Annotated in this window: 9 protein-coding genes and 3 tRNA genes; 8 read left to right on the plus strand and 4 right to left on the minus strand. The window is 71.6% G+C overall.

Annotated elements, in window-relative coordinates; all coding sequences use genetic code 11:
• Positions 1–55 precede the first annotated feature (55 nt).
• Entirely contained in the window at positions 56–364 is a 309-nt protein-coding gene (locus BR98_RS16275) for a hypothetical protein (RefSeq protein WP_035852572.1), read from the plus strand.
• A 182-nt stretch (positions 365–546) separates the two neighbouring features.
• Positions 547–1,407, plus strand: a complete 861-nt coding sequence (locus tag BR98_RS16280) for a DUF3592 domain-containing protein (RefSeq protein ID WP_157537814.1) — start codon at positions 547–549, stop codon at positions 1,405–1,407.
• Between the two features lie 123 nt (positions 1,408–1,530).
• Here BR98_RS16280 and BR98_RS16285 read toward each other — a convergent pair whose 3' ends face one another.
• A complete protein-coding gene (locus tag BR98_RS16285) occupies positions 1,531–3,732 on the minus strand; it encodes a DEAD/DEAH box helicase (protein ID WP_035845442.1) in 2,202 nt (733 codons plus the stop codon).
• Between the two features lie 1,190 nt (positions 3,733–4,922).
• Here BR98_RS16285 and BR98_RS16290 point away from each other — a divergent pair.
• From BR98_RS16290 to BR98_RS16305, 4 genes are all read left to right on the plus strand, one after another.
• The gene (locus BR98_RS16290; RefSeq protein ID WP_035852574.1) at positions 4,923–5,264 is read left to right on the plus strand and encodes a metallopeptidase family protein; all 342 of its coding nucleotides are present in this window, start codon (positions 4,923–4,925) and stop codon (positions 5,262–5,264) included.
• Between the two features lie 93 nt (positions 5,265–5,357).
• Positions 5,358–5,430: transfer RNA gene (locus BR98_RS16295), tRNA-Glu, on the plus strand.
• Positions 5,431–5,488: 58 nt separating this feature from the next.
• Positions 5,489–5,562 (plus strand) — tRNA-Asp (locus BR98_RS16300).
• 27 nt (positions 5,563–5,589) lie between these two features.
• Positions 5,590–5,663 (plus strand) — tRNA-Phe (locus BR98_RS16305).
• Between the two features lie 163 nt (positions 5,664–5,826).
• On the opposite strand, the gene BR98_RS16310 is transcribed toward BR98_RS16305, so the two are convergent.
• On the minus strand, positions 5,827–6,030 hold the full coding sequence (locus BR98_RS16310; RefSeq protein WP_030916923.1) for a cold-shock protein: 204 nt from the start codon (positions 6,028–6,030) through the stop codon (positions 5,827–5,829).
• Between the two features lie 367 nt (positions 6,031–6,397).
• On the opposite strand from BR98_RS16310, the gene BR98_RS16315 reads away from it, so the two are divergent.
• Positions 6,398–6,622, plus strand: coding sequence for a hypothetical protein (locus BR98_RS16315; protein WP_035845453.1), 225 nt, complete (start codon positions 6,398–6,400; stop codon positions 6,620–6,622).
• Between the two features lie 47 nt (positions 6,623–6,669).
• Here BR98_RS16315 and BR98_RS16320 read toward each other — a convergent pair whose 3' ends face one another.
• Positions 6,670–7,911 carry a styrene monooxygenase/indole monooxygenase family protein gene (locus BR98_RS16320; RefSeq protein ID WP_035845456.1) on the minus strand — a complete coding sequence of 414 codons (1,242 nt, stop codon included), beginning with the start codon at positions 7,909–7,911 and terminating at the stop codon, positions 6,670–6,672.
• A 43-nt stretch (positions 7,912–7,954) separates the two neighbouring features.
• Entirely contained in the window at positions 7,955–8,398 is a 444-nt protein-coding gene (locus BR98_RS16325; RefSeq protein WP_035845459.1) for a MarR family winged helix-turn-helix transcriptional regulator, read from the minus strand.
• A 152-nt stretch (positions 8,399–8,550) separates the two neighbouring features.
• Here BR98_RS16325 and hrpA point away from each other — a divergent pair, with 152 nt between their 5' ends.
• Positions 8,551–12,516 (plus strand): ATP-dependent RNA helicase HrpA, encoded by a 3,966-nt coding sequence (hrpA, locus tag BR98_RS16330; protein WP_035845464.1) that lies wholly within the window; start codon positions 8,551–8,553, stop codon positions 12,514–12,516.
• The last annotated feature ends 119 nt before the right edge of the window (positions 12,517–12,635 follow it).

Genomic DNA, 12,635 nt, shown 5'->3' on the forward strand with positions numbered 1-12,635 from the left:
GCAGTCGGTCTAGGGTCGAGTCAGACCGACCGAGAAGGAGCCCACGATGCCCACCATGCCCGCCGTCCCCACCTCCGCCATCGCCGCCGCCGGCCTGATCGGCGGCTACGGCACCGCGCGCTGGACCGGAAAGCGCGAACTCGGCGGCGCCGTGCTCGCGGCCGCCGGCGCGGGGGCCGCGTACCGCTGGCGGCGGCAGGCGGGCGGTACCACGGCGGCCGCGCTGACCGGCCTGTACGTGGCCGCCTTCGGGGGCTCGCACCCGCTGGCGAAGAAGATCGGCGCCTGGCCGTCGGTCCTGGCGGTGACCGGCGTGGTGGCGGCCGCCTCGACCCTGGCGGAGCGCCGGCAGCACGGCCGGTAGGGCCGACAGCGCAAACCGGCGTTCCTGACAGGCTCCTGACCAGGGGTGGTGACAGCGGCCCGGGAACGGGGCAGGATCAGAGTCGGCTACCGAGGTGGCCGTATGCGACAGCGGGGAGTTACCAGAGGGGATCTGCGGAGAGGTCGGGGGGCACGGCGATGGGCCAACTCAGCCATGGGGTCATGCTGTTCTGCTGGTGGACGGGTCTGGTGCTGCTGGTGGCCGGGGTGCCGGCGGCCGCCCTGCGGCTCACCCGGTTCGCCCGGCGCGGCACCGAGGTGCAGGGCACGGTGGCCGAAGTACGGGTGGAGCGGTGGCACGGGACGGACGCGGTGCGCCCGGTGGTGCGGTTCACCGATCCGGCCACCGAGCGGGAGGTGGTCGGCCGGCCGGCCTGCGGGCGGGTGCCGCTGGCGGGCTGGCCGGGGCAGCCGATCGCCGTCCGCTACCTGCCGGGGGACCCGGAACGGTTCCAGATCGGGCCGCAGACCAGCGTCCTCGACGCCGCGCTGACCAGCCTGCTGGTGATGACCCTCGGCTCGGTCGCGCTGGTGCTGACCCGGTGGACCGATCCGGACGCGATCGCGACCAGCACCGTGCTGGCGGCCTCCGGCCTGGCGCTCGGCACCGCGACCGCGCTGACCCGTCACGCCTCCCGGGTCGATCGGCGCAGCCGCCTGTGCGTCAAGGGAGTTGTCAGCCTCGGACAGGTCGTCGGCAGCTTCGTGGTGGACGGCGGCGGCGACCGCGCGCACAAGCACCACCCGGTGGTCAGCTTCACGGCGGCGGGCGGCCAACAGGTCACCGGCGTCGACCTGACCACCCACAGCCGCCACGGCTACCCGCCGGACGGCGCCCCGATCCCGATCCGCCACCTGCCGGAGGACCCGATGTCCTTCGGGCTGGACTGGACGGCCAAGCGACACCGCCCCCTCACGCCACGCCGTCCGCGCAACCCGGCCCGGGCCGCCGTCGGCCTGTTCGGCGCCCTCGCCTGCTGCGGTGCGCTGATCACGCTCGGCGCCACCCTCGCCAACCGCTGAGGGCCCGCCCCACCGGAGTGGAACGGGCCCTCAGCGAACCGGGTTCAGCGAACCGGGTTCAGCGAACCGGGTTCAGCGAACTGTCCGCGGTGACTACGACTCAGCAGTCACCAGGAGTCGGTGTCAGTTCTTCCAACGCGGCTTGCGGTCGCCGCCGTTGAAGCTGCCACCACGGTTGTCGCGGTCGCCGCCGAAGGAACGCTCACCGAACGAACGGCCGCCACGGTCACCGTAGGAGGAGCCGCCCTGCGGACGCCCACCCGAGCGGTGGTCGTCGCGACGGGCGAACGGACGGCTGCTGCCGCCGCCACGGCTGTCGCGGTCGCCGCCGAAGGAACGCTCACCGAACGGACGGGCCGGACGGTCACCGAAGGAACGGCCGCCGCGGTCGTCGCGGTCACGGTTGAAGCCGCCACCACGGTTGTCCCGGTCACGGTCACCGAACGGACGGGCCGGACGGTCACCGAAGGAACGGCCGCCGCGGTCGTCGCGGTCACGGTTGAAGCCGCCGCCACGGTTGTCACGGTCGCCGAAGGAACGGCCGCCACGGTCGTCGCGGTCACGGTTGAAGCCGCCACCACGGTTGTCACGGTCACCGAAGGAACGGGCCGGACGGTCACCGAACGAGCGCCGCTCGCCACCGCGCTCACCACCACGCTCGCCACCACGGCTGTCGCGGTCCCGGTCCCGGTCACCGAACGAACGCGCCGGACGGTCGCCGTACGAACGCCGCTCGCCCCGCTCCTCGCGGGCCGGCCGCTCGTTGCGCGCCTCCCGGTAGGCCGGCACCCGCTCCTCGCGCGGCTCGCGCACCTCGGTGACCTCGGCCACCGCGGCGGTCTCGGTCTCGGCGCCCTCGACCGGCGCCTCGTCCTCGATGCCCAGCTCCGCCCGCTCCCGAGCGGCCCGCGCGGAGAGCCGGTCGGCCTCCTCGCGCAGCTCGGTCGCCCGGCGCTGCGCGCGCTCCAGCTGACGGGTCATCTCCTCGACCTCGCGCTCCGCCGCACCGGCGATGCCCGAGGCGCTCTCCGCCTGGACCTCGATCAGCGAACGGGCGCCGGTGATCTTGGCGACCTCGGCGTCGAAGGCGTGGTCCAGGATGTGGCGCGAGGCGTCCACGCCCGCGTCCTCCATCAGGCGGAAGACGCCACGGCGCTGGTGCGGCAGCACCAGGGTGACGACCGCGCCGGAGCGGCCGGCCCGCGCCGTACGACCGGAGCGGTGCAGGTAGTCCTTGTGGTCGCCGGCCGGGTCCACGTTCAGCACCAGGTCGATGCCGTCCACGTGGATGCCGCGGGCCGCCACGTCGGTGGCGACGACCACGTTGACGTAGCCGTCCTTGAAGTCGCCCAGCACCCGGGTACGGGCGCCCTGGGTCATCCCGCCGTGCAGCGCGTCGGCCTTCACGCCGGCCTCGATCAGCTGCTCGGCGACCCGGTCCGCGCCCATCTGGGTGCGGACGAAGATGATCGTGCGGCCCTTGCGGGCGGCGATCGCGTTGGTGATCGGCGCCTTGTCCTTGGGCTTCACCACGAGGATGTGGTGGGTCATGGTGGTGACCGCACCGGCCGACGGGTCGACCTCGTGGGTGACCGGGTTCTTCAGGTAGCGCTTGACCAGGCTGTCGATCTCGTTCTCCAGGGTGGCGGAGAAGAGCAGCCGCTGGCCGCCCACCGGCACCTGGTCGAGGATCTCGGTGACCTCGGGCAGGAAGCCCATGTCGGCCATCTGGTCGGCCTCGTCGAGCACCACGGTCCGGACGTCGGCGAGCTTGGCGCTGCCACGGTTCAGCAGGTCACGCAGTCGGCCGGGAGTGGCGACCAGGATGTCGACGCCACGCTCCAGCGCGTAGATCTGGTTCGACATCGAGGTGCCGCCGCAGACCACCTTGAGCTTGAGACCGAGCACCGAGCCGAACGGCTCCAGCGCGTCGGCCACCTGCATGGCCAGCTCGCGGGTCGGGACCAGGATCAGGCCGCGCGGGTGCTTGGGCTTGGTGCGCTCGCCGTCGGCGAGGCGGGTCAGCAGCGGCAGGCCGAAGCTGAGCGTCTTGCCGGAGCCGGTGCGGCCGCGGCCGAGCACGTCCTTGCCGGCCAGCGCGTCCGGGATGGTCGCGGCCTGGATCGGGAACGGGGTGGTCACGCCGCGCTTGGCGAGGGCGCGCACCACGTCGTCGTGCAGGCCCAGGTCACCGAAGGTGACGGTGGGCTCAGCGGGCTCGGTCTCGGTGGAGTCGAGGGTCTCGGGGGACTCGAGTTCGGTGGCCTCGAGGGAGTCGGCCACCGCGTCGGCGGTGTCAACCGCGTCGTCGGCGTCAGTGGGCATGACGAAGCGGGCGTCGTCAACGAGAGACAATGCAAAACCTTCCGGAAGTGGCACGCGCCAAAGTCCGGGGTTCTGACTTACAACCGCCTCTATGCGGTCAGCCACGGATCGCCGGAACGCGCCAAGGGCGCCAGATGGGATTAGGGCGCCAGTCAAATGGATCAAACGAACGATCTACCACCATAGACGACCCATCACTCCGAAGGCAAACGCGCTGGCCAACTCTCTAATGTGAGGTGGAACCCAGTCCGCCGACAGCAGATCCGGAGCCGCTGGCCGAGGGCGCCGGGGAGGTGGGGGCGGACGAGGACGGCGAGGGGTGGCCGGATCCCGCCGACGGGGCGGCCGAGCCGCTGGCGCCCGCCGAGGGGGCGCCAGAGCCGCCACCCGCACCGCCGGAGCTCCCGGCACTCGGCGCGGCCGAGGGGCTCGCGCTGCCCGCCCCGCCCTCCCCCGCCGACGGCGCGCCGCCGGTCGCGCCGTGCCCGCCCGAGGCACCGGCCCCGGGGGCGCTGGGCCCGCCCGCCGGCTCGCTCGGCCGGGGCGGGACGGCCACCACGCCGCCCGGCACCGGAGCGGCCGGCGAGGCCCCCGGGCTGGGGTCGTTCACCGGCGCCACCTCGCCCACGACGGCCGGCGACCCGCCACCCGTCGCACCTGACGGTCCCTCACCCCTGGCGGCGCCGACCGGGGCCGGGTGGGCCCGGCCGACCCCGCCCGTCGTCCCCGTGGAGGCGTGCCCGCTCGGGCTGGCGGTGCCGGTGACATGGCCGGCCGGCTGCTTCTCCGAACCGGCGCCGACCTCCATGCACCCGGCCGCGCTCAGCCCGGCCAGCGCCAGCACGGCGGTCCGCACCGCCACCGAGCGGAACACCGCCGCCCGCTCCACGCCCCGCGTGCTCCGGGTCACCCGGGCGTCCCGCACCCGCGCCGCCACCGACGGGCCTCCGGACGGCAGCCTCCGCGCCACCGGCGCCGTCCCCAGCGCCACCCGTCCACCCGAACGCCTGCTCGCACCCGTCGGAACCATCGCCGCCGCCTCTCCCGCACACCCCACCCTGGCCGCCCCAACCGGCGGCCCTTCCGCTGCCCAACGCCCACCCCGCCCCCGGGGACACGGCCACCTCGCGCAATACCCGGTGCAATACCTGGCACACCCTCACCGAGGCCACGACAATGAGGCCGTGGACATGAGCCGGGACGACTTCGAGACGCTGGTCAGCGATGCCCTCGACCAGATCCCCCCGCAGCTGGCGGCGATGATGGACAACGTGGCCGTCTTCGTCGAGGACGAGCCCGACCCGGCCACCCCGGACCTGCTCGGTCTCTACGAGGGCACCCCGCTGACCGAGCGCGGCGAGTGGTACGCCGGTGTGCTGCCCGACCGGATCATCGTCTACCGCGGCCCGACCCTGCGGCTGTGCGAGACCGCGGAGCTGGTGGTGGCCGAGGTGCGCACCACGGTGATCCACGAGGTCGCCCACCACTTCGGCTTCGACGACCACGAGCTGCACGAACTCGGCTGGTCCTGACCTCGCCCGGCGTTAACCGTTTTGGCGTTCCCGCCCGCATCCCATATGCTTCTCACGTCCCCGACCGCTGGAGATCAGCCGGGCGGGCCGCAAGCCCTCATCGTCTAGTGGCCCAGGACGTCGCCCTTTCAAGGCGGTAGCACGGGTTCGAATCCCGTTGGGGGCACGCAGTAACAGCAGTATGCAGTGCACGTAGTAAAGTCGGGGCCGCAAGGCTCTGTCGAGGTCCTGTGGAGCAGTTGGTTAGCTCGCCACCCTGTCAAGGTGGAGGTCGCGGGTTCAAGTCCCGTCAGGATCGCTCGTCCCGCGAGGGACGGTGCAGTACGGCCAGGTAGCTCAGTTGGTACGAGCGTCCGCCTGAAAAGCGGAAGGTCGCCGGTTCGACCCCGGCCCTGGCCACAGCCTCGAGCCCCCGTAGTGAACATCACTGCGGGGGCTTCTTCGTGTCCTGTTCGAGTCGGCCGGACGGCATGCAGCCAGACCGCATGCAAAGGGGCCCCGCACCGCGACGAACGCGGTGCGGGGCCCCTTGCGGAACTACTGCGGAACTACGCGGCGCTGATTAGAGCGGGCGAATGTTCTCGGCCTGCGGGCCCTTCTGGCCCTGCGTGACGTCGAACTCGACCTTCTGGCCCTCGAGCAGCTCGCGGAAGCCACTGGCGTTGATGTTCGAGTAGTGGGCGAACACGTCCGGGCCGCCACCCTCCTGCTCGATGAAGCCGAAGCCCTTTTCCGCGTTGAACCACTTCACGGTGCCGTTAGCCATGGGAAATCTCCTTTTGATGGGGCAATTCGAAACTCACACCTCGTGAGTCCCGCGTCGCCGCGATGATGCCCCGTCCGGGGAAGAGCCGGAAAAACAAAAATGCGCCTGCAACCAGCAGGCGCACACAAAGTTCATGGGAACCACAACTGCAACTACCGACGACTGTAGCAGGGTCCGACGTCAAACGGGCGGATCCGCCGCGCCGTTCTTTCGGCGCGGCGAGGACCGGTGCCGCGCGGCGGGGATCGGCGAGGCCCGGGCAGGGTACCGCTGGGACGTCCACGGGGCCGGGGCGGCGGCGAGCCAGAAAAATTCGATGCCCCTGTGCATGACCCAACCGCACCGGATGGGGCGCATACTGGCACGGATGACGAATTCAGCGCCGCGGCGCCACCTTCCCACCAGTCCCTTCCGCGCCGCGGCCGTGCCGGCGCCCAAGCAGTTCGCCGTAGGGGACCGCGTGTCGCACGACGAGTACGGCCTCGGTCGGATCATCAGTGCCGAGGGCGACGGCGAGATCGCCGTGCTCGTCGACTTCGGCTCGCGGCAGGAGCGGATCTCGAAGCCCTTCGCCAAGCTTTTCCTGCTCTGAGGCGCTGAGCCTCAGAGCAGGCTCGGGCCGATTCCGCTGACCGACGGTCAGCGGAACGCTTCCAGGTACCCCGCCGTCAGCTCCGGTGTCGCCAGCCAGGCCGCGTAGTCGGCCGGGTCGGCGTAGGTGTTGGCGAAGCGGCGGGCCACGGCTTCGTGCTGGGCCGCCGCGGCGAAGACGCCCTGCAGGTGCTCGGGCATGGTCAGCATGGCCGTGGTGAACTCCACCGAGTGCCGGGCGTGCTGCCAGCAGAGTTCGAAGGTCTCCCGCATCCAGTCCGGGGTGAACGGCGCGCCGCCGCGCTCGATGATCGCCCGCTGGTAGAGCGCCGCCGCGCGGGCCGCGTTGTTGGCGCCCTGGCCGGTGATCGGATCGTTGAGCACCAGCGTGTCCGCGATGCCGAGGACGTGACAACCCTCACCCAGTCGGGCGACGGGGTGACGCACCGTCGGGGTGACGGCGCCGTACAGGTTGGCCAGCCCGTCGGTGGGTTCGGCCTCGGCGCACAGCTCGTACTCCCAGGGCAGCCGGGTGCGCAGCAGGCCGAGGATCCGGTCGAGCTGCTCGTCGGGGGCCGGGCGGTCGGCGAAGCAGTCCAGCGGTCCGCCGGGGAGCGCCTCCCAGAGCAGGATGGTGCACGGGCCGGAGCCGGTCAGGGCGGGCTGCAGGTAGAGCTCGCCGGCGCCGGGGATCGCGTGCATCCGGGCCCGCGGTTCGGCCGCCGGGTCGGGCACCCCGACGCCGTGCAGGTAGAGGCAGGTCAGGGTGCGTTGCGGGCGGTCGAAGGGGGAGCGCCCGGCGTCCCGTTCGAAGAGCTCGGCGAGTTCGCCGCGGCCGGCGGCGACGATCGTCAGCTCGTGGCGTTCGGCCAGCGCCCGCAGGCCCGCGCCGTCCAGGGTGCGGTACTCGATCCGGCCGCCGCGCTCGGCGAGGAGTTCCAGCCAGCCGGCCATCTTGATCCGCTGGTCCACCGACTGGCCCGGCTCGTCCATCACGGCGGTGAAGGCCAGCGCCTGCACCGCGACCTCCTGCGGGCCGTCGGGCGGTGCGGCCAGGGTGCCGCGGACCGAGTGGACCGCCGGGGTCTCGGCCTCCCAGAGGTTGAGGCCGGCCGCCCGCTCGATCCGCAGTGCGGGCCCGAACATCGCCTGGGTGGACAGCACCGGACCGGTGCGCAGTTGCTCCGGGGTGCGCGCGGCGACCACGGTCACCCGGTACCCGGCGGCGAGCAGGCCCAGGGCGAGCTGCAGCCCGGCCTGGCCGGCTCCGACAATGGCGATCCGACGCATGGGAGCCTCCCGGGAGCCGGTCTGCTGGATCCCTGATGGTACGTCAGTTCGGCTGCGCCGAGTAGCGCTTGGCGAGCGGGCGGAGCACGGCCAGGACCGCTGCCAGGTCCGGCGCGGCGGCGAAGAACTCGGCGTCCGCCCGCTCCACCACCTCGACCGCCCGGACCGCCACCTCGACACCGCGCTCGGTGATCGCCAGCCGCTTCATCCGGGTGTCCGCCTCGTCCACCTGGCGGGTGAGGAACTCCTTGGCCTCCAGCCGGCGCAGCACCTGGGAGGCGGTCTTCACGTCGGTGCCGGTGTACTGGGCCAGCTCCAGCTGGTTGGGCCGGCCGCCCTCGCGGCCCAGCCACCACAGGCCGGCCAGCAGCACGAACTGCGGATGGGTCAGGTCCAGCGGGGCCAGCGCGGCGGCGATCCCACGCTGCCAGCGCAGGGTGGCGTGCCAGAGCAGGAAGCCGGGACTGTCATCGGGTTCGAGCGCCATGACCACGGAGATTATCTGCCCGACGACTATCCTGCCAAGCTCGACCGGCCGGTACAGCCAGATGTGACACTTGAGGCGCCGACAAGCCGAGAAGCCGAGAAACTGAGGTGCGGACCGCCGCCCCTCCTTGCGACCCTTGAGGGATGCCCGCGATGAGTTCCCCCGCAGTCCAGCCCGCCGACGCGCCCACCATCGGTGAGCTGGCGGCCCGACTGCCCGAGCTGACGCTGCGCGACCAGCAGCGGATCGGCCGCCGGCTGGACGGGGCGCGGCGGGTCCGCAAGGCCGAGGCCCGGGAGGCGATCGCCGCGGAGCTGGCCGCCGAGGTGGCCAAGGCCGAGCAGCGGATCGAGCAGCGCCGCCAGGCCGTCCCGCAGATCAGCTATCCGGCCGAGCTGCCGGTCAGCCAGAAGAAGGACGAGATCCTGGCCGCGATCCGCGACCACCAGGTGGTGATCGTCGCGGGCGAGACCGGCTCCGGCAAGACCACCCAGATCCCGAAGATCTGCCTGGAGCTCGGCCGCGGCATCAAGGGCCTGGTCGGCCACACCCAGCCGCGCCGGATCGCCGCCCGCACGGTGGCCGAGCGGGTGGCCGAGGAGCTGCGGACCCCGCTCGGCGAGGCGGTCGGCTGGAAGGTGCGGTTCACCGACCAGGTCGGCCAGGACACCCTGGTCAAGCTGATGACCGACGGCATCCTGCTGGCCGAGATCCAGACCGACCGCGAGCTGCGCCAGTACGACACCCTGATCATCGACGAGGCGCACGAGCGCAGCCTCAACATCGACTTCATCCTCGGGTACGTCAAGCAGCTGCTCCCGCGCCGCCCCGACCTCAAGGTGGTCATCACCTCGGCGACCATCGACCCGGAGCGCTTCGCCCGCCACTTCGGCGACGCCCCGATCGTCGAGGTGTCCGGCCGCACCTACCCGGTGGAGGTCCGCTACCGGCCGATGGTCGAGGAGGGCGACGGCGAGGAGGGCGACGAGAACATCGACCGCGACCGCGACCAGATCCAGGCGATCTGCGAGGCGGCCGAGGAGCTCCAGGCCGAGGGACCGGGCGACATCCTGGTCTTCCTCTCCGGCGAGCGTGAGATCCGCGACACCGCGGACGCGCTCAACAAGCTGAAACTGAAGTTCACCGAGGTCCTGCCGCTCTACGCCCGGCTCTCCTCGGCCGAGCAGCACAAGGTCTTCCAGCGCTCCAACTCCCGCCGGATCGTGCTGGCCACCAATGTCGCCGAGACCTCGCTGACCGTCCCGGGCATCAAGTACGTGATCGACCCGGGCACCGCCCGGATCTCCCGCTACAGCCACCGCACCAAGGTCCAGCGGCTGCCGATCGAGGCGATCAGCCAGGCCAGCGCCAACCAGCGCAAGGGCCGCTGCGGCCGCACCAGCGACGGCATCTGCATCCGGCTCTACTCGGAGGAGGACTTCCTCGCCCGCCCCGAGTTCACCGACGCCGAGATCCTGCGCACCAACCTGGCCTCGGTCATCCTGCAGATGACGGCGGCCGGCCTCGGCGACATCGCCGCCTTCCCGTTCCTGGACCCGCCGGACTCGCGCAACATCAAGGACGGCGTCAACCTGCTCCACGAGCTGGGCGCGCTCGACCCGGAGGAGAAGGACCCGCGCAAGCGCCTGACCCAGCTCGGCCGCAAGCTCGCCCAGCTCCCGGTCGACCCGCGGCTGGCCCGGATGGTACTGGAGGCCGACAAGAACGGCTGCGTGCGCGACGTCATGGTGATCGCCGCCGCGCTGTCCATCCAGGACCCGCGCGAGCGCCCCACCGAGAAGCGCCAGGCCGCCGACGAACGGCACCGCCGGTTCAGCTCGGAGACCTCCGACTTCCTCTCCTACCTGGCCATGTGGCGCTACGTACGGGAGCAGCAGCGCGAGCTCTCCTCCTCGGCCTTCCGCCGGATGTGCAAGAGCGAGTTCCTGAACTACCTGCGGATACGGGAGTGGCAGGACATCTACGTCCAGCTGCGCACGGTGGCCAAGCAGTTGGGCGTCACCATCGAGGAGCCCCACGACGACGTGGAGCCCGACGCCGACCGGATCCACCAGTCGCTGCTCGCCGGACTCCTCTCCCACCTGGGCCTGTTCGACGTGGAGAAGCGCGAGTACGGCGGCGCCCGCGGTGCCCGGTTCGCGATCTTCCCGGGTTCCGGCCTGTTCAAGAAGCCGCCGCGCTGGGTGATGTCCGCCGAGCTGGTGGAGACCTCCCGGCTCTGGGCCCGGATCAACGCCAAGATCGAGCCCGAGTGGGTGGAGCCGCTGGCCGCCCACCTGATCAAGAAGACCTACAGCGAGCCGCACTGGGAGAAGAAGGCCGGCGCGGTGATGGCCTTCGAACGGGTCACTCTCTACGGCATGCCGATCGTCGCCCAGCGCCGGGTCAACTACGGCCGGATCGACCCGGAGCTCTGCCGCGAGCTGTTCATCCGCAACGCCCTGGTCGAGGGCGACTGGGAGACCCACCACCACTTCTTCGCCGCCAACCTCAAGATGCTCGGCGAGGTCGAGGAGTTGGAGAACCGCGCCCGCCGGCGCGACATCCTGGTGGACGACCAGACCCTCTTCGACTTCTACGACGCGCGGCTGCCCGAGGAGATCGTCTCCACCCGGCACTTCGACTCCTGGTGGAAGAAGACCCGGCACGAGCAGCCCGACCTGCTCAACTTCGAGAAGTCGATGCTGATCAACGACGCCGCCGACGGCGTCACCGAGGCCGACTACCCGGACTACTGGCAGCAGGGCAAGCTCCGGTTCAAGCTGACCTACCAGTTCGAGCCGGGCAGCGACGCGGACGGCGTCACCGTGCACATCCCGCTCCCGGTGCTCAACCAGGTCAGCTCGGAGGGCTTCGACTGGCAGATCCCGGGCCTGCGCGGCGAGTTGGTCACCGCCTACATCCGCGCCCTGCCCAAGGCGATCCGCCGCAACTTCGTCCCCGCCCCGGACTTCGCCAAGGCCGCACTGCGCGAGATGACGAACCGTCAGGAGCCGTTGCTGCCAACGCTGGAGCGGATCCTGCACCGGATGTCCGGGATCCCGATCCCGCCCGAGGCCTGGGAGGACGAGCGGGTCCCCGACCACCTCAAGGTGACCTTCCGGGTGGTCGACGGCAAGCGCAAGCTGGCCGAGTCCAAGGACTTGGAGGAGCTGCGGCTCAAGCTGACGCCCAAGCTCAAGGAGACCCTCTCCTCGGCCGCCAGCGGCCAGGGCATCGAGCGCACCGGCCTGACCGGCTGGCCGGAGGACCTGCCGCTGCTCCAGCGCACCTTCGAGCAGCGCTCCCGCGGCCACTCGCTGCGCGCCTACCCGGCGCTGACCGACGAGGGCGAGAGCGTGGCGATCAAGCTCTTCGACACCCCGCAGGCCCAGCAGCAGGCGATGTGGCAGGGCACCCGCCGGCTGCTGCTGCTCACCACCAACTCCCCTGCCAAGCAGATCCAGGCGCGGCTGGGCAACCAGGCCAAACTGGCGCTCTCCTACAACCCGCACGGCTCGGTCCCGGCGCTCTTCGAGGACATCACGGCCTGCGCGGCGGACCGGCTGATGGCCCTGAACGGCGGCCCGGTCTGGGAGGCCGAGGCCTTCGGCAAGCTGTACGACAAGGTCCGGGCCGACCTCTACGAGCTGTCGGCCGACACCACGCTGAAGACCGCGAGTGCCCTGATCGCCTTCCACCGGGCGGCCAACCGCTTGAAGACGGTCAGCAGCCCGGTGCTGCTCTCCGCGGTCAACGACATCAAGCTGCACCTGACCTCGCTGGTCCACCCCGGCTTCGTGACCGACAGCGGCTGGCAGCGGCTGCCGGACGTCAAGCGGTACCTGGTCGCGGTGGACCGCCGGCTGGAGGCGCTGCCCAACCACCCGCAGCGCGACCTGCAGCAGCTGCTGAAGGTGCAGGAGGTGCAGCGGGCCTACGGCGAGCTGCTGGCCGCCGTACCGGCCGGGCAGCAGCCCAGCGCGGAGCTGCGGCAGATCCGCTGGATGATCGAGGAGCTGCGGGTGAGCTTCTTCGCCCAGTCGCTGGGCACCCCGACCCCGGTGTCGGAGAAGCGGATCCTCAAGGCCATGGACGCCGCCGCGGCCACCCTCTGAGCGAACCCCCCCAGGTCGGGCCGGGCGGTCCCGTTCGGCCGGTTCGACCTGGGGGCCCGGCATGCAGTACGATCTGTCTTGTCGCTGCGAAGAACAGCGGCGAAACACTGAGGTCAGCA

Origin of the sequence: Kitasatospora azatica KCTC 9699, assembly GCF_000744785.1 — a bacterium.
GTDB lineage: Bacteria > Actinomycetota > Actinomycetes > Streptomycetales > Streptomycetaceae > Kitasatospora > Kitasatospora azatica.